This window comes from Actinoplanes sp. CA-051413 (assembly GCF_050955795.1).
GTDB lineage: Bacteria > Actinomycetota > Actinomycetes > Mycobacteriales > Micromonosporaceae > Actinoplanes.
In genome coordinates this window covers 7,733,490-7,750,267 of sequence record NZ_CP192100.1, presented here as the reverse complement: position 1 = coordinate 7,750,267, position 16,778 = coordinate 7,733,490, and the positions used below count along the sequence as shown (strand labels likewise).

The following is a 16,778-nucleotide window of genomic DNA, read 5'->3' as shown; positions in this document are numbered from 1 at the left end:
GGGTTGACACCATGGCCCGATGACCGACGCCCTGACCGCCGCGCTCGAGACGCCCGCCTACGACGACGAGGCAGTGCTGCGCCTGGTCGAGTTGCTCGTGGAGGCGGACTCCCGCGACGACGAACTCGCGGCCCGGACCGCGCTGTCCCGGCTGGGCGGGCGGCCGCGGCTGCTGGTGCGTCTCGACGAGCGGATCCGCCGGATCACCTGGCGGTACGCGGACGAGTCGGCGCCGGCGTTCGACATGCTGCTGCGGCGATTCGCCAAGGGCCGCCGGACGCCGATCGCCCTCGCTGCCGCCGCGCTGCATCGCGACGGGCGGGTCCGGGAACGTGCTGTCGTCGCCATCGCCGCGCGTCCGCTCCCGGAACTGGTGGCCCTGCTGGTGCTGCGGGCCGACGACTGGGTCCCGCAGGTGCGCAACCCGGCCCGGGCGGCGCTGACCCGGCTGCTCAGCGACGACCCCGGGCGGTTCCTGCCGGGCGCCGTACCGATGGCCGTCAAGCTCGCCGACCGCTTCCGCGGGCACTTCGCGCGCGAACTGGTCACCGCCGCGGTGCTCGCCGCGCCGGACGACGTGCGGCGGCAGCTGGCCGCGTCGCCCGACCGCGACCAGCGGCGGCTGGCCTTCGACGCCGACCTGCACCAGGGCCGCCTCGACCTGGCCGCGCTGGCGGACCTCGCGGTGCGGGAGGGCGACGCGCAGATCCGTAACCGCGCCGCGCAGGTGGCCTACGAACAGGCGGTCGGGCGGCAGCACCGGCCCACCCTGGAACGGCTCTTCGCCGCGCGGCCGGCCGGGGTACGGGCCCTCGGCCTCACCGGGCTGCTCCGGCTCGGACCGGCGGCCGAGGCGGTCCCGGCCCTGGACGACCCGGCGCCGCTGGTCCGCGCGATCGCCCGGGACGCCGCCCGCCGCGCCGGTACGGACGCCGTCGCGCACTACCGCACCACCGAGCCGTCGCCAGGAGCGGTGGCCGGGCTGGCCGAGGCCGGCTCCGACCGCGACGCCCCGGTGCTCGTCGCGCTGCTGAGCCACCCGTCGGGGCGGATCCGGGCCGCGGCGGTACGGGCGCTCGGCCACCTCGGCGCCGTACCGGTGGAGCTGGTGGTGCCGTTGTTGCGGGACCCGGCCGCCGCCGTGGTCCGGGAGGCGGCCCTGGCGCTGCGCCCGTTCGACCGGCGGGTGCCTCCCGGGCTGGGCTGGGAGTTGCTCGGGGACAGCCGGCCCGAGGTGCGCCGGGCGGGCTACCGGCTGCTGAACGGCCGGGACCCGGTGACCCGCCGGCAAGCAGCGCTGCGGCTCGCCGACGACCCTGACCCCCGGCTGGCGACGCGCGGCCGGGCCGACGCGACCCGATAGCGGGAATTCGCCGCGAACGGCAACCGCGGGGTGCGATGTTGGAGGTAGGGCCGGCGAGGGGTGGACGCAATGACGGACTGGCAGAGCGGTGCGGAATACCCGGACAGCACGGCGCCCGGCTCCGCGCATCGGCTCGCCGACGTCAGCAGTGACATGGCGACGGCGACCCGGTCGGCGGTCCGCGCGGCGCAGACCGCCGTCGAGGTGATCCAGCGGCTGGAGGCCAGCAGCACCGAGATCGGCAAGGTCGTCGAGCTCATCGCCACCATCGCCAAGCAGACCAACCTGCTCGCCCTGAACGCCACCATCGAGGCGGCCCGGGCGGGCGAGGCCGGCCGGGGCTTCGCCGTGGTGGCCAGCGAGGTCAAGGACCTGGCCAACGAGACCGCGGTGGCCACCAGCGAGATCGGCGGGCAGGTCGGCGGCATCCGCAGTGACACCCGCAACGCCGTCTCGGCGATCGAGGAGATGCGCGGCCTGATCGAGGAGCTGGACCGCTGCCAGCAGGTGATCAGCGCGATCGTGCTGGACCAGCAGGCCCGCTGAAGCCTCAGGCGGCCCGGTCGAGCCGGTCGCGCTGGGCGGCGTCCAGCTTGATCTCGTACGCGTCCAGCGCCTCGTCGAGCCGCTCCACCGTGGTGGCGCCCACGATCGGCCACACGCCAGGGCTGCCCCCCAGTAGCCAGGACAGTACGACCTGGTGGCGGCTGGCACCGAGCTCGGCGGCGACAGCATCCAGCTCGGCCAGGCGCCGGGTCGTGCCGCGGTGCTCGTACGCCTCGTCGAGCCGCTCGGGCAGCACGTAACCCCCGTTCAGCAACGCCGTGTACGCCCACAGCACCACGTCGTCATTGCCGCGCACGAAGTCCAGCACCTCGTCGGTCACCACCCGGTGCGCCGACGCGGGCAACGCCGCTCCCGGCCGCGGCCGCAGGTACGAGTGCCGCAACTGCAGAGCGGTCCAGCCCGCGACACCCTGGGCGGCGGCCAGCTGCCGGCCCCGCTCGACCCGCCACGCCGGGTGGTTCGACGCGCCCAGCCGGCCCACCACGCCCCGCGTCACCAGCTCACCGAACGCGGTCACGGTCTCGTCCAGCGGCACCGACCGGTCCTCGATGTGCGCCCAGAGCAGGTCGAGGTGCTCGATGCCCAGCCGGGCCAGGCTCTGCTCGGTGGCCCGGCGGATCACCGGTGCGGACAGGCCCTCGGCCGACGGGAAGCCGATGGCGGGGTCAGTGGGCTGCGCGCCGAGCTTGGTGCTGATCCGTACCCGGTCACGCAGGCCGGGCCGCGCGGCCAGCCAGCGGCCGACGACCTGTTCGCTCTGGCCGCCGAGGCCGCTCTCGTGCAGCCAGAAGGAGTAGTTGTTGGCGGTGTCGATCCACCGCCCGCCGCGCTCGGTGAAGTGGTCCAGCAGGGCGAACGACTCACGCTCGCCGATCCGCGTGCCGAACAGCATGGCGCCCAAAACGATTTCGCTCATGGCGGCACGGTGCCACCTGGAGCGCACTCCAGATCAAGGGCAGAATCGCGGGATGCCGACCTACTCCCCGGGCGAGATCGCCGACAAGACCGGCTTCAGCCTCGACACCCTGCGCTACTACGAACGGATCGGGCTGCTCGACGACATCGCCCGTACACCCGGCGGGCAGCGGGTCTTCGACGACGACGACATCGCCTGGCTGGGCATCCTGCGCTGCCTGCGCGACACCGGCATGCCGATCGCCCAGATGCGCCGCTATGCCGACCTGACCCGCGACGAACGCACCATGCGGGAACGGGTGGAGCTGCTCGAGGAGCACGACCGTGAGATCGGCCGGCGCCTGGCCGAGCTGGCCGAGCAGCGTGAGCACATCCGCGGGAAGATCCGCTACTACCGGTCGCTCGACACCGCCGGTGAGCAAGAATGAGGGCATGGCCCGACGCGCATCCCGCCGCACCACGACGCTGACCGGCTTCGACGACGCGAAGCCCTGCCCGTGCGGGCTCGGTCAGCCGTACGGTGAATGCTGCGGCCCGGCGCACCGGGGCCATGCCGCCGCCACCGCGGAGGGGCTGATGCGCTCGCGCTACGCCGCCTTCGTGCTGGACGACGCGGCGTACGTGCTGCGGTCCTGGCACCCGGACACCCGGCCGGCGGACGTCGAGCCGGACCCGGGCCTGCGCTGGACCGGGCTCGACGTGCTGGGCACCAGCCGCGGCGGGCTCTTCGACGCCGAGGGCATGGTGGAGTTCCGGGCCCACTACCGCGACGCGGGCCGGCCTGGGGAGATGCACGAGCGCAGCCGCTTCGTGCGGCACGACGGTCAGTGGGTGTACTGGGGTCCGATCCTTACCGACGGGCCTCTCGCCAACATCTGACGGGTGTGATCTCCTTCAGGTGAATCATCTGAGGAGGGCAGGCACGTGTCGTCGAATCAACGGCCCCTGGAGGCCGGCATCGTCCGCGACTTCAAGGTCAACATGTCGTACGGGCGGTATCTGCGGCTCGACGAGGTCCTCTCGGCGCAGCACCCGGTCAGCGTCCCGGAGCACCACGACGAGCTGCTGTTCATCCTGCAGCACCAGACGTCGGAGCTCTGGCTCAAGCTGATCCTGCACGAGCTGCGCGCCGTGCAACGCAAGCTCGCTGCCGACGACCTGCGGCCCGCGCTCAAGGGCCTGGCCCGGGTCAAGCACATCCAGCGCTGCCTCACCGAGCAGTGGTCGGTGCTGGCCACCCTCACCCCGTCGGAGTACGCCGAGTTCCGCAGCTTCCTGGGCACCTCGTCGGGCTTCCAGTCGTACCAGTACCGCGCGGTCGAGTTCCTGCTCGGCAACAAGGACCGCCGGATGCTCACGATCTTCGACGACGACCCGGCGGCGCAGGAGCTGCTGCTGGGCGCGCTGGAGGCGCCGACCGTGTACGACGAGTTCCTGCGCTACCTGGCTCGGCACGGCCACGACGTCCCGGTGTCGCTGCTGGAACGGGACGTGACCGAGGGTTACCGGTACCACGAGGAGCTCGTCCCGGTTTTCACCAAGATCTACGAGAACGCGGACGCCAACTGGGAGGCGTACGAGGCCTGCGAGGAGTTCGTCGACCTGGAGGAGAACTTCCAGCTCTGGCGCTTCCGCCACCTCAAGACCGTGGAGCGCACGATCGGCTTCAAGGCCGGCACCGGCGGCTCCAGCGGCGTGAACTTCCTGCGCAAGGCCCTGGACCTGACCTTCTTCCCGGAGCTGTACGCGGTCCGGACCGAGATCGGCGTGGTGGGCGCGTGAGCGACGACCTGCTGTCCCGGGCCGAGGCCCTCGACGCCGCCGACCCGCTGGCCCACCTGCGCGAGCGTTTCCTGACCCCGGACGGCTTCGACGTCGTCTCGTACCTGGACGGCAACTCGCTCGGCCGGCCGCTGCGGGCCACCGCCCAGCTGCTCGACGAGTTCGTCCGCGAGCAGTGGGCCGGCCGGCTCATCCGCGGCTGGACGGACGGCTGGCTGGAGTGGCCGCTGCAGCTCGGCGACCGGCTCGGCGCGGTCGCGCTCGGGGCCGCCGCCGGCCAGGTCGTGGTGGCCGACTCCACGACGGTGCTGCTCTACAAGCTGTCCCGGGCCGCCGTCGACGCCCGGCCCGGCCGCCGCAAGATCGTGCTGGACACCGACAACTTCCCCACCGACCGGTACGTGCTGGAGGGCATCGCCGCCGAGCGCGGCCTGAGCCTGGCGTGGATCGAGACGGACCCGGCCACCGGCATCACGCCGGCCCAGGTCGCCGAGGTGGTCGACGAGGACACCGCACTGGTGCTGTTCAGCCACGTGGCGTACCGGTCGGGCTGGCTCGCCGACGCCGCGGAGATCAACCGGATCGCGCACGCCGCGGGCGCCCTGACGCTGTGGGACCTGAGCCACTCGGTCGGCTCGGTGCCGGTGCGCCTCGACGACTGGGGTGCGGACCTGGCGGTGGGCTGCACCTACAAGTACCTCAACGGCGGCCCGGGCGCGCCCGCCTTCGGCTACCTGCGCCGCGAGCTGCAGGGCGAGCTGCGGCAGCCGATCCAGGGCTGGATGGGCCACCGGGCGTCGTTCGAGATGGGCCCGGGCCACGAACCGGCCGAAGGGGTACGGGCGCTGCTCAGCGGCACGCCGCCGATCCTGGCCATGGTCCCGCTGCACGCCAACCTGGACATGCTGGCCGAGGCCGGCATCGAGGCCGTACGGGCCAAGTCCGTGCTGCTCACCGGCTATGCGCTGGAGCTGGCCGATCGCTGGCTGGCGCCGCTGGGCGTCGAGGTGGTCAGCCCTCGGGAGCCATCGTCGCGCGGCGGTCACGTGACGCTGCGCCGCCCGGGTTTCGAACAGCTGCTGGAGAGCCTCTGGGACAACGGCGTCATCCCGGACTACCGGCGGCCGGACGGCATCCGGATCGGGCCGGCCCCGCTGAGCACGAGCTTTGCCGAGGTGCACCGGGGCCTGGCCGTGCTGCGCACCCTGCTCGAGAAACAGTCGTGAGCCCGGCGGGCCCGGACTGGCTGCTGCCGGACTCGTTGTGGTGGGACGGCCGGCTGCGGACCGGCGTGGCGCTGAGCCCGGCCCGGCCCTTCGCTCAGGCCGGGGCGGTCGGTGGGCGGGAGGTCGTGCCGGTCGCTGAGGTGCCGGCCGGGGCGGCGCGGCGGCGGTTGCCCGGGACGGTGCTGCCCGGGCTGTGCGACGCGCACGTGCACTCGGCGCTGGTGGATCTGCCGACGGTGCAGGCCGGGGGCATCTCGTCGGTCTGGGACCTGGGCGGCGTGCCGGCCAAGGTTGCGGCCGAGGCGGCGCGCGGTGCTCCGGCCGTACGCTTCGCCGGTCCGTTTTTGATCGCTCCCGGCGGTTATCCCAGCGATCGGTCGTGGGCGCCCGCCGGCAGTTGCCGCGAAGTGCGGTCGGCGGCGGACGCGGCCGCGGCGGTCGACGAGGCGCACGGCAGCGGGGCGACGCTGATCAAGGTGACCGCGCACGCCGGCGGCCCGATGCTCAGCGACGCGACGCTGGCCGCGGTGGTCGAGGCGGCCCACTCGGCGGCGCTGCCGGTGGTCGTGCACGCGGAAGGGCCGGGCACGGTCGCCGCCGCCCTGGCCGCCGGGGCCGACGTGCTCGCGCACACCCCGTGGACCGAGGCCCTCGACGACGGGCTGATCCGGGACTGCGCGGACCGGATGACCTGGATCAGCACGCTGGACATCCACGGCTGGGGCACCGCGACGCCCGAGCGCGACGTGGCGCTCGGCAACCTGCGGCGATTCCTCGGCCAGGGCGGAAAAGTCCGCTACGGCACCGACCTGGGCAACGGCCCGCTACCGCCGGGGATCAACCCGCGCGAGCTGGGCGCGTTGCTGGAGGCGGGCCTGAGCCCGGCCGACATCCTGGCCGCCGCGACCGATCCGGATCAGGGCGAACCGGCCTGGCTGCCGGCCGGCCTGGACCTGGAGCCGGCCACCTTCGCCGGCTCACTGGCCACCGCCCGCGTCCTGGGCCCACACGTGCGGCCGCGCTAGAGCCCGACCGCGCGTCTCGGGCCGCAGGTGCGGCCGCGCTGGAGCCCGACCGGGCGTCCTGGGCCCGCACGTGCGGCTGCGCTAGAGCCCGACCGTCTCGCCGGTGGTCGCGCTGATCCGGGCCGCGTCCAGCACGTCCATGTTGCGGACCGAGTCCCACGGGTCGACCGGGACCGGCGCCTCCCCGCGGACAGCCGCCGCGAACGCCGGGTAGAAACTGTCCCACCGGCCACGCTCACTACGGACCGGCGCACCCGTGGCCCCGCGGTAGAGCCGTCCCCACGCGTGGTCCGGCTCGGCACCCCAGCGCTCGCCCAGGGCGGCGGGGGAACGGCCGGCCTTGAGCGCCGCCTCCTGCCCGTCGATGCCGTCGACGATGTAGGTGCCCGTTGTGCCGCTGACCCGCAGGCGAGGACCCGGCGCCGCCTGCCGCCAGCTGCCCCACAGGTGCGACTCGACGCCGCTCTCGTGGTGCAGGGCCACGAAGACGTCGTCGTCCAGGTCGCCGTCGCCGCGCAACTCCGCGTACACCCGGGTGGCCGGGCCGAAGAGCAGGTGCGCCTGGTCCACCAGGTGGGCACCGAAGTCGAGCAGCGTGCCACCGCCTGCCGCGGGCGGCTCCCGGTCCGGCGCCCAGCGCTCGAAACGGGACTCGAACCGGCGGACCTCGCCGAGCGCCCCCTCGCCGATCAGGCGCTGCAGGGTGAGCAGGTCGGAGTCCCAGCGGCGGTTCTGGTAGACGCTGAGCAGCACACCCGCGTCGGCCGCCAGCGTCGTGACCTCGCGGGCCGCCTCCGCGTCCAGCGCGAACGGCTTGTCCACCACCACGGCCAGGCCGAGCGCGATCGCCTCGCGGGCCAGGGCCGCGTGGGTGGCCGCCGGAGTGGAGATGGCGACGGCTTCGACACCCGCCGCGGCGAGGTCGGCGAGCGAGTCGAAGGCGGGCACGCCGGGGTGGCCCTTGGCCAGTTCGGCGCGCCGCTCGGCGGAACGCGTCACCACGCCCGCGAACTCGGCACCGTCCGCCGCCGCGAGCAGGGGGGCGTGGAAGATCCGCCCGCCCGAGCCGTACCCCACCAGTCCGATCCGTGTAGCCGTCATGGACCGGATCCTACGTCCCGCGATCTTCACCGCTGCCGGGCACCGGACGACCGGGCCGCTCAGGCGGGTTGCAGCCGGTCGGGGTCGTAGCGCTCGACGCGGTTCTTGCCGTGCGCCTTGGCCGCGTACATGGCCTTGTCGGCGTGCCGGGTGAGCTGGCCGGCGTCGCAGCCGGTGGTAGCCGCGGCGATGCCGATCGAGGCGCCGACCGTCACCGTGGCGTCGGTGAGCCGGGCCGGAGCGACGATGGCGGCACTCACTGCGCGGGCCGTCGCGTCGGCGTCGCCCGGTGTGCCCAGCCCGGTCAGCAGCAGGGCGAACTCGTCGCCACCGAGCCGGGCGGCCACACTGCCGGGCCCGCCCGCGCCGACGATCCGGCCGGCCAGCTCTACCAGCAGTTCGTCGCCGGCCGCGTGCCCGTACGTGTCGTTGACCGCTTTGAAATCGTCCAGGTCGATGAGCAGCAGCGCGACACTGCCCGGCGCCCCGGCCACCGTCGCCGCGTCCAGCTCGCGGAAAAATTTGTCGCGGGTGGGCAGCCCGGTGAGGTGGTCGTGGTGCGCCCGGTGATCGAGCTCGGCGTGCGAGACGCAGGCCGCCTCCCCGAGCACCACCTGGTTCGACACCGTACGGAACGCCGCCACGACGTCCTCGGCCATCGGGTTGCGCCCGCCGACCAGCAGGTGCAGGTCCGCGGAGAACGACTCGACCCGCCAGTGCCGGAACTCGGGCGCCAGCTCCCGGAGGCCGGCCGGTCCGGTAACCATCGACTCGGGCACGGGCTGTTGCAGCAACGCCTCCGGCAGGCCGGCCACGGCCTTGATGAACAGGCCCCGCTCGTCCCGGCGCACGATTGCCATCGCGACCCCGGGGGTCAGGGCGACGATGGCGTTCGCCGCTTCCACGCCCAGCCGGCGGACGGCGGTGACCTCGGTCAGGCTGATCATGCGGCTGCCGGTCTGCGCCAGCACCGCGTCGCGGGCGCCGGCCCGTTCCTGGTGCCGCAGCGCCAGGTAGATGCCGCGCATCATCGCGCTCGTCAGCACCAGCATCGGCAGCATGGCGACCACGGTGGGGGAGTGCCACGAGATGACCCGGCCGAGCGAGACCGGCGAGATGGCCAGGGCGGCCGGGATCGCCGCGAACCCGCCGACCGTACGCACGATCCACAGGCCCGTGGGGCCGTACAGGCTCAGGGCCAGGGCGACCGCGAAGGCCAGCCCGATGGTCGCGAGCGGGTCCCGCAGGCCGGCGCCCGCGATGGTGATCAGCACCGGCAGGGTGACCGAGTCCCACCACGGCGCTCGGCCGCGCAGATGGGTGAGCACGACCGCCGCCATCACGAGCAGGATGGCCAGGAACGACGCCAGGTGCCAGTGCGGCGACCGCTCCTCGTTGCCGACCTGAGCCAGATCGGCGGCCAGCCCGAGACAGGCGAGGATCGTCGCGGCCAGCCGGGTGCGGTCCAGGTTGCCGGCGGGCAGCAGCTGCCGAATGCGGGTCACAGTCACCCGATCGGTGAAAACTTCCGGAATCCGAGCCTTCCCGTGTCGGAAGGTTGACCGCTGCCCACAGCGTGGCCCGCGCCGCGCGACGATCGGAGCCATGGAGCCCGCACAGCTGGACCGCACCCCCTTCGCGGACCTCGACGCCATCCCGCCGGACATGTTCGCCATGCTGGTGGCCGCCCTCGAGGGCATGTCCCGCCACCCGGAGATCCGCCGGGTCCGGCACACCGCGTGGCAGGCCCTGCGCCCGGCCGCCGGGCAGCGCCTGCTCGACGCCGGCTGCGGCGCCGGCGACGTCGCCCGGGCCCTGGCGACGGCTGTCGCGCCGGGTGGCGAGGTGATCGCCCTGGACCATTCCGCGGCCACGCTGGCCGCCGCCCGCGACCGCCACGACGGCGGCGACATCCGGTACGTGACCGGCGACGTCTCCGACCTCGACCTGCCCGACGACAGCTTCGACGGCGTGTGGTGCGAACGGGTGCTGCAGCACGTCGACGACGCGGACGTGGCGATCGGCGAGCTGATCCGGGTGATCCGCCCCGGAGGCCGGCTCTGCCTGCTCGACACGGACTGGGACTCGCTGGCCTTCGACGGTGTCGACACCGGGCTGGCCGAGACGATCGTCGCGCACATGCACGGCCGGCTCACCCCGCGCCGGCTCGACATGGGCCGTACGCTGCGCCGCCGGCTGGTCGGCTACGGCCTGCGCGACATCAGCGCCACTCCGGTGACCTGCTACTTCCCCGACCCGGACTCGGCCGCGGTGGTGCTGCCGATGGTCAACCCCCAGGTGCCGCAGGAGTCGTGGATGACCCCGGCCGGGCTGCGTGAGCGCTGGTTCGACCAGGTGGAGCAGGCCGGCGCGGACGGCGAGTTCCTCGCGGTCCTGACCATCTGGGTGGTCGCGGCGACGGTCTAGGGCCCCACCCGGCGGAAGTGCTGGCGTTTCTTACGGTCGTGCAGCACAAAACCGAGCCGGGCCAGCTCCTCGCGCAGGTCCCGGGCGTCGTCGCTGTCACCCTTGTCCAGCGCCTGCTGCCGGGCGGCGAAGAGCGCCGCCGCCTCCGCCGGGACATCCGGCAGGTCCGGCACCCAGCGCCGGTAGGAGCCGGCGTACGGGTCCTGCGCCGACCACACCGTGCCGAAGGCCGCAGCGAGCCGCGCGACCGACAGGTGCGACGGCTCGCGGGCCACCTCCCGCCCGGTCGGCCCGAGCAGCACGAGCTGGTCGCCCTCGCGGTAGGCCACCGCCACAGTGCTGCGCGGCACTGCGCGGGTGGTGCCCGGACGGGTCAGCGTCACCTGCGTGCCCGAGATGCGCACGGTCAGCGACTCCCGGTCGACGAGCCCGGCCAGCACCAGGCCGGCGATCGTGCCGAGCACCACCGCGCCGAGCGTCGCCCACGGCTCGTCGAACCGGTCCACGAGGCGCAGCGGCCCCCGTACCGGCACGAACGGGATGCGCAGCACCCAACCCGGCACCTCGCGTATCACCCAGCCCAGCCCGGCGCCGGCCGCCGGCAACGCCGTCCACACCGCCACCCGGGCCCACCACGGGGTCGCCACAACCGTCTCGTCCACGACCGCCGAGTCTTCGGGCCGCCGCCGGGCTCCCGCTAGCGGCGGTGGTCGCACCCGCGTCGACCAAAGTCGACGCCGCGGCCGCCGACCGGCCACTGCGCGAGCCGGCCCCGGCACAGTACGGTCCACTCATGAGGCGCTGGCTCGTCGAAGCGGCCCTGGCCGGCACCGCCCTGGCCCTGGGCAGTTTCTTCCTGGCGTCCACCCTGAGCGAGGGTGACGGCTGGCCGATCGGGGTCGAGCTGGTCGCCGGCGCGGTCGCGGTCACCGCCCTGATCCGGTACCGCCGCAGCCGTCCGGTCGCGCTGGCCCTCGTGCTGATCGTGCTCGGTCTGCTCTTCGGGCTGCCCATGGGCGCCACCCCGATCGCCCTGTTCGCCGTCGCCCTGTACCGCTCGGCCGCGGTGGCCGTCGCCGTCACCGCGGTGCACGCCGTCTCCCTGGCCACCGTCTACCTGATCGCGCTCGGCCCCACCCGCACCTACTGGGAGGCGACGACGTTCCTGGTGCTGCTGCACGTGATCCTCGTCGGGATCGGCATGCTGGTCCGGGCCCAGCGCCGGCTGGTCCGGTCCCTGGCCGAACGGGCCCGCGAGGCCGAGCAGGGTGAGGAACTGCGCGTGGGGCAGGCCCGGCTGGCCGAACGGGAACGGATCGCCCGGGAGATGCACGACGTGCTGGCCCACCGGATCTCGCTGCTCGCCGTGCACGCCGGAGCGCTGGAGGTGCGCCGGGACGCCCCGCGGGGCGAACAGCTGGCGGCCGGGGTGATCCGGCAGAGCGCCTACGAGGCGCTGGAGGAACTGCGACAGGTGATCGGCGTGCTGCGCGAGCCGGCCGAGGACCGTCCGCAACCCACCCTCGACGACGTGCCCGCGCTCGTCGCCCAGTCCCAGGAGGCCGGGGAACAGGTGGAGCTGCGACTGGCCGCCGACGGAGTGCCGGCCGGGGTCGGCCGGCACGCCTACCGCATCGTGCAGGAGGCGCTGACCAACGCCCGCAAACACGCGCCCGGCGCGCGCGTACGGGTCGCGGTCACCGGCCACGCCGAGCAGGGACTGGTCGTCGAGGTCGGCAACCTGCTGCGGGCCGGCGGCTCCGGGCTGCCGGGCTCGGGCACCGGACTGGTCGGGCTGCGCGAACGGGTGCAGCTCGCCGGCGGCCGTCTGGACCACGGCCCCACCGCCACCGGCGAGTTCCACCTGCGGGCCTGGCTGCCGTGGACCCCGTGACCGCGGAGCCGCAGCCGGTACGGGTGCTGCTCGTGGACGACGACGCGCTCGTGCGGGCCGGCCTGACGATGATGCTGGCCGCGTTCGACGGCATCGAGGTGGCCGGCGCGGTCGCCGACGGCACCGAGGTCGCCGCCGCGGTCGGCACCCACCGCCCGGACGTGGTGCTGATGGACATCCGGATGCCCGGCATGGACGGCCTCACCGCCACCGAGACGCTGCGCGCCCGCCGCGAACCGCCCGAGGTGATCGTGCTGACCACCTTCGACACCGACGCGCACGTGCTGCGGGCGATGCGCGCCGGCGCCAGCGGCTTCCTGCTCAAGCACACCCCGCCCGAGGAGATCGCGCGGGCGGTGCGCCGGGTCGCCGCGGGTGAGCCGATGCTCTCCCCCGAGGTGCTGCGCCGGATGATGAACCACGTCGCCGCCGCGGCGCACGACCCGGGACGCGACCGGGCCCGCGCGGCGCTCCAGCAGCTCAGTCCCGGCGAAAACGATGTCGCGTTGCTCGTGGCGCAGGGCCGCACCAACCAGGAGATCGGCACGGCCCTGCGGATGAGCACGGCCACGGTCAAGGCGTACGTGTCGCGCATCCTCACCAAACTGGACCTGACGAACCGGGTCCAGGTCGCCCTGCTGGTGCACGACGCGCGTTAGACGACCGGCACCATCGCGGCGAGCAGGTCGTCGAGCGGGATGCTGGCGAAGCCGACGCGGACGTCACTGGCCCCGTACGGCAGCCAGAACCGCCCCGCGTGCACCAGCCCGCCGCAGGAGTAGACGACGTTGGGGACGTACCCCTCGCGTTCGGTCTCGTCGGGCTCCAGCAGCCCGTGCGGCAGGTCGGCGATGACCCGCTCCGGGTGGTCGAGGTCGAGCAGCATCGCGCCGATCGCGTACCGCCGCATCGGGCCCACGCCGTGGGTCAGTACCAGCCAGCCCGCCTGGGTCTCCACCGGGGACCCGCAGTTGCCGACCTGGATCAGGTCCCAGCCACGGTGCGGCATCAGCAGCGGCACCGCGTCCTGCCAGCGGTTCTGCTCGTCGCGGGTGCTCAGCCCCAGGGTCTCGCCGTCGGAGCGGCACAGCGCCAGGTGCCGGCCGTTCACCGTACGCGGGAACAGCGCCATGCCCTTGTTGCGGGCCGCCGGGCCCCGCAGCGCGGTGACCTCGAAGTGCCGCAGGTCGCGGGTGTGCATCATCCGCCCGCCGATGTGCCGCCCGTCGTACGCGGTGTAGGTGGCGTGGTACGCCATCCGCCCGTCCGCCTCCTCGACCTGCACGAAGCGCGCGTCCTCCATGCCGTTGCTCTCGGCCGGGGTGGCCGGCCACAGCACCCGCTCGTGCAGCGGCACGGTGGCCGGGAAGGTCACCGCGTAGTCGCTGGCCACGATGCGCCGGATGGCCTCCAGCGTCTCGTTGGCGGTGGGCCGGGCCAGCAGTTCGCCGGGCAGATGGCCGAGGACATCCTCGAACTCGTCGTCGTCGTAGCGCTCGGGCAGCGAGGACAGCGCCGTGGCGGTGATCTCGTTGTCCAGGTCCTCCTCGGCCAGTCCGGCGGCGAGCAGGTCACGGTGGTGCTTGGCGCCGACCCGCTGGCCGATCATCAGCGGCCCGTCGCGGTCCTCGAGCCGGATCTGGTCGTCCGGGCCGAGCACGGCCGAGCAGAAACCCACCGAGGAGATGTGCCCCTCGCCGATCTGCCGCAGGCTGATCGCCGCCCGCAGCTCGCCCGGGGCCAGGTCACTCTGGTCCGGGTGCGGCACCATCGACGGATTGCACAGCGCCGCCGCCTCGACGGAGAACTCGTGGCTGAAGTAGGCCCCGATCAGCGCCCGGGCGCTCGGGGAGAGCTCGATGTCCGGCGGCACCCGGTGCTGCACCAGGTCGTAGTGGTGCTGGAAGGTGGCGCAGATGTCGTGGTGGCGCCCGGAGAACCGGGCCAGCACGTCGTCGAGCAGCCGGGTGATCTCGTCGTCGTCGAGCTGCAGGATCCGCTCGATGATCAGCGAGGCCCGGTTCTGCCCGAGCTGGGCGTCCTCACCGGGCACGAAGAGCTTGATGACGACCCGCCGGCCGTCGGGCTGCATGGTGAGTGCGTGCCGCTTGGCGAGAGTGGTGGTCCGGACGTCCTGAGGGTCCATGGTTGCCGTCATGCGGATCCGCCTGAGGGTCGGGTCGCGCTCCGCCCGGCCAGCGCGCGGGCGTGCTGGAGGGTGGAGACGAGTGCGAGCGTGGATTCGGCGCCTTGGTTCAGGTTAGGCCCGTCCGGGGTCAATCCGTCATACCCGCCACCTGTCAGGGGGTCGTACATGACGGTGCCGGAGTCGTTGTCGCCCAGGAACCAGGCGATGGCCTGGAACAGCGGCGCGTCCCAGCGGTCGTCCCCGGTCACCGCGCCCGCGGTGGCGCAGGCGTCGGCCGTCGCCGCGGCCTCGATGGGTTGCTGGTCGTAGCGGTGCCGGGGCACGTCCGGCCGCCAGCCGCCGACCGGCACAGTGGACAGGTGGCCCTGGTGTTCCTGCGTCCGGCAGAGCCAGCTCAGCATCCGCAGCCCGTCGGTGAGCAGCGGCTCGTCGCCGAGCAGGTCGCCGGCGGCGATGAGCACCTCGGCCAGGGCCGGGTTGGCGTAGGTCAGTTCGCGTTCCGGCCACACCCATTCGGGGTCGGAGTCGGGCAGCCCGACCACGGTGGCGGCGTCGCCGAGCAGTTCGGCCGCCGCGCCGGCGCGGGGGTCGGCGCGCAGCACCTCGGCCGCGCCCAGGCCGGCGAAGGCCATCGCCCGGGGCCAGGGTGAGCGCTTGCGTGCCGCGATGGTGAACGCCGTACGGGCCTCCGCCCGGATCCACGGCACCGGGCAGCGACCGGCCGCCGTGCCCAGCCCCCATACCGCCCGGCCCCACCAGTCGCCCAGGTCGGGCTCGTCCAGCCAGCGCCGGTCGTAGCTGAGCCGGTTGTGGCACCGGCCGTCCGCGGTCAGGGCGTGGGTGAGGAAGGCCAGGTAGCGTTCGGCCAGCCCGGCCACCAGGGCGGTGGGCTGCGGTTCCCGGCTGGCGACGAGCAGCCCGCGGGCCACGTCGTCGACGCAGTAGCCGTGCTCGCGCCGCGGGGTGGCGTGCCGGGCGTGTTCGAGCAGCCCGGTGTCGTCGGAGAGCCGGGCGATCTGGGACCAGTTCGGTTCGGGTGCGTCGACGAGCCGGATCGGTGGCGGCACGAGCCGCAGGGAGACGCTCACGCGGGTACGGGGGCGGTGGCGGGCGTGCGGTGCTGCACCAGGCGGGTGGCCAGCGCCTGGTAGCGGGCGGCGACGGCCGGCCAGCGCAGGGTCGGTGCGCCGCCGAGTCCGTTCAGGTGCGGCGCCGCGTCCGGGGTGGACAGCAGGTGCCGGATCGCGGCGGCCATGGCCGGCGGGTCCTGGTGCGGTACGAGCAGGCCGGGCCCGTCGGCGAGCAGCTCCACGGCGTGCGGGAACTCGGTGGCCACCACGGGCACGCCGGCGCCGACGGCCTCGATGAGCACGCCGGAGGTGACCTGCTCGGTGGAGTCGTACGGCAGCACCACCACGTCGGCCGAGCGGATCAGCCGGCTCAGCGTCGCCTGGTCGTGGTAGACGTCGTCCCACCGGACGGCGTCGGCGACGCCCAGCTCGGCGGCCAGTGCCTTGAGCGACTCGCGGTAGACGTCGCCGTGGTGTTCGAGCACCTTGGGGTGCGTCCGTCCGGCCACCGTGTACGCCGGCATCGGGCTGAGGTCGCGCAGCAGGGCGAGCGAGCGCAGCGCCCACTCGATGCCCTTGCCGGGCCCGAGCAGTCCCCAGGTGAGCAGGTGCGGCACGTCGTGGGCCTCGCGGGGTGCGCTGGAGTGGCTGCCGGCGCCGTGCGGGATGACCGTGACCTTGCGGGCGTCGATCCGGTAGCCGGTGCTCAGCCGCTGCCGGGCGGTGTCCGTCATGGTGACCACGGCGTCGGCGGCGGCCACGATGCGTTCCAGCACGATGCGCTGGGTGATCGAGGGGGTGCTGAGCACGGTGTGCAGCACGACGATCGTCGGCACCTTGAGGGCGCGCAGCAGCGGCAGCACCTCGTCGCCGTCGTGGCCGGGGTAGATGCCGTACTCGTGCTGGACGATGGCGACGTCGAAGCGGTTGAGCACGTTGGCCGCGGCCACCCAGCCGCCCGGGGTGTCGGTGTGCCAGGTGTGCGCGACCCGTGGCGCCGTACGGTCGACCGCCAGCCCGCCCCCGGCGGCGTCGGCGGAGAGCAGCCGGACCACCCCGCTGCCGGGCGTGCCGCCCGTCAGGTGACTGGCGAGCGCCGCGTTGAACGTCGCCAGACCGCATTGGGTGGGGGGATACGTGCTCAGAAAACCGTAGGTCGCGGGCATTGACGGGCCTTTCTGATCAGAGGCTGCCTCCCCGCAGCACAAACCGGCGCGCGCGGGCGTGGAGCGTGAGCGCACGCTTCAGCTTTCGGCGGC

The 16,778-nt window shown here is 73.9% G+C and carries 17 protein-coding genes; 10 read left to right on the top strand and 7 right to left on the bottom strand.

Annotated elements, in window-relative coordinates; genetic code table 11:
* Positions 1-19: 19 nt before the first annotated feature.
* On the top strand, positions 20-1,363 hold the full coding sequence (locus tag ACQP2Y_RS36490; RefSeq protein ID WP_433720705.1) for a HEAT repeat domain-containing protein: 1,344 nt from the start codon (positions 20-22) through the stop codon (positions 1,361-1,363).
* 69 nt (positions 1,364-1,432) lie between these two features.
* Positions 1,433-1,909: a methyl-accepting chemotaxis protein gene (locus ACQP2Y_RS36485; RefSeq protein WP_433720704.1), complete on the top strand. Its 477-nt coding sequence runs from the start codon at positions 1,433-1,435 to the stop codon at positions 1,907-1,909.
* A gap of 4 nt (positions 1,910-1,913) precedes the next feature.
* Here ACQP2Y_RS36485 and ACQP2Y_RS36480 read toward each other — a convergent pair whose 3' ends face one another.
* Positions 1,914-2,846, bottom strand: a complete 933-nt coding sequence (locus ACQP2Y_RS36480; RefSeq protein ID WP_433720703.1) for an aldo/keto reductase — start codon at positions 2,844-2,846, stop codon at positions 1,914-1,916.
* A gap of 52 nt (positions 2,847-2,898) precedes the next feature.
* Between ACQP2Y_RS36480 and ACQP2Y_RS36475 the strand changes: the two genes are divergently transcribed.
* Genes ACQP2Y_RS36475 through ACQP2Y_RS36455 form a run of 5 tightly spaced genes read left to right on the top strand, consistent with a single transcriptional unit; the run spans position 2,899 to position 6,878 of the window.
* Positions 2,899-3,273: a MerR family transcriptional regulator gene (locus tag ACQP2Y_RS36475; RefSeq protein ID WP_360829113.1), complete on the top strand. Its 375-nt coding sequence runs from the start codon at positions 2,899-2,901 to the stop codon at positions 3,271-3,273.
* A gap of 4 nt (positions 3,274-3,277) precedes the next feature.
* Entirely contained in the window at positions 3,278-3,724 is a 447-nt protein-coding gene (locus ACQP2Y_RS36470) for a YchJ family protein (protein ID WP_433720701.1), read from the top strand.
* A gap of 45 nt (positions 3,725-3,769) precedes the next feature.
* Positions 3,770-4,627 carry a tryptophan 2,3-dioxygenase gene (locus tag ACQP2Y_RS36465; protein WP_433720699.1) on the top strand — a complete coding sequence of 286 codons (858 nt, stop codon included), beginning with the start codon at positions 3,770-3,772 and terminating at the stop codon, positions 4,625-4,627.
* A complete protein-coding gene (gene kynU / locus ACQP2Y_RS36460) occupies positions 4,624-5,853 on the top strand; it encodes a kynureninase (RefSeq protein ID WP_433720697.1) in 1,230 nt (409 codons plus the stop codon). The genes ACQP2Y_RS36465 and kynU overlap by 4 nt, the downstream gene beginning before the upstream one ends.
* A complete protein-coding gene (locus ACQP2Y_RS36455; protein WP_433720695.1) occupies positions 5,850-6,878 on the top strand; it encodes an amidohydrolase family protein in 1,029 nt (342 codons plus the stop codon). Before kynU ends, ACQP2Y_RS36455 begins: the two co-directional genes overlap by 4 nt.
* Before the next feature lie 81 nt (positions 6,879-6,959).
* Here the strand turns inward: ACQP2Y_RS36455 and ACQP2Y_RS36450 are convergent, their stop codons facing one another.
* Positions 6,960-7,979: a Gfo/Idh/MocA family protein gene (locus ACQP2Y_RS36450; protein WP_433720693.1), complete on the bottom strand. Its 1,020-nt coding sequence runs from the start codon at positions 7,977-7,979 to the stop codon at positions 6,960-6,962.
* Between the two features lie 59 nt (positions 7,980-8,038).
* On the bottom strand, positions 8,039-9,484 hold the full coding sequence (locus ACQP2Y_RS36445) for a diguanylate cyclase domain-containing protein (RefSeq protein WP_433720692.1): 1,446 nt from the start codon (positions 9,482-9,484) through the stop codon (positions 8,039-8,041).
* 100 nt (positions 9,485-9,584) lie between these two features.
* Here ACQP2Y_RS36445 and ACQP2Y_RS36440 point away from each other — a divergent pair, with 100 nt between their 5' ends.
* Positions 9,585-10,406 carry a methyltransferase domain-containing protein gene (locus ACQP2Y_RS36440; RefSeq protein ID WP_433720690.1) on the top strand — a complete coding sequence of 274 codons (822 nt, stop codon included), beginning with the start codon at positions 9,585-9,587 and terminating at the stop codon, positions 10,404-10,406.
* Here the strand turns inward: ACQP2Y_RS36440 and ACQP2Y_RS36435 are convergent.
* Positions 10,403-11,068 (bottom strand): YqeB family protein, encoded by a 666-nt coding sequence (locus ACQP2Y_RS36435; RefSeq protein WP_433720688.1) that lies wholly within the window; start codon positions 11,066-11,068, stop codon positions 10,403-10,405. The two genes, ACQP2Y_RS36440 and ACQP2Y_RS36435, sit on opposite strands and share 4 nt — an antisense overlap.
* Before the next feature lie 131 nt (positions 11,069-11,199).
* Between ACQP2Y_RS36435 and ACQP2Y_RS36430 the strand changes: the two genes are divergently transcribed.
* On the top strand, positions 11,200-12,300 hold the full coding sequence (locus ACQP2Y_RS36430) for a sensor histidine kinase (protein ID WP_433720686.1): 1,101 nt from the start codon (positions 11,200-11,202) through the stop codon (positions 12,298-12,300).
* A complete protein-coding gene (locus ACQP2Y_RS36425) occupies positions 12,297-12,959 on the top strand; it encodes a response regulator transcription factor (RefSeq protein ID WP_433720684.1) in 663 nt (220 codons plus the stop codon). The genes ACQP2Y_RS36430 and ACQP2Y_RS36425 overlap by 4 nt, the downstream gene beginning before the upstream one ends.
* Here the strand turns inward: ACQP2Y_RS36425 and ACQP2Y_RS36420 are convergent.
* The 3 genes from ACQP2Y_RS36420 to ACQP2Y_RS36410 are packed head-to-tail and all read right to left on the bottom strand — an operon-like array spanning position 12,956 to position 16,685.
* Positions 12,956-14,458 (bottom strand): glycoside hydrolase family 130 protein, encoded by a 1,503-nt coding sequence (locus tag ACQP2Y_RS36420; protein ID WP_433720682.1) that lies wholly within the window; start codon positions 14,456-14,458, stop codon positions 12,956-12,958. The two genes, ACQP2Y_RS36425 and ACQP2Y_RS36420, sit on opposite strands and share 4 nt — an antisense overlap.
* Positions 14,455-15,537, bottom strand: a complete 1,083-nt coding sequence (locus ACQP2Y_RS36415) for a glycosyltransferase (RefSeq protein WP_433720680.1) — start codon at positions 15,535-15,537, stop codon at positions 14,455-14,457. The genes ACQP2Y_RS36420 and ACQP2Y_RS36415 overlap by 4 nt, the downstream gene beginning before the upstream one ends.
* Entirely contained in the window at positions 15,534-16,685 is a 1,152-nt protein-coding gene (locus tag ACQP2Y_RS36410) for a glycosyltransferase (protein ID WP_433720678.1), read from the bottom strand. The genes ACQP2Y_RS36415 and ACQP2Y_RS36410 overlap by 4 nt, the downstream gene beginning before the upstream one ends.
* Positions 16,686-16,778 lie beyond the last annotated feature (93 nt).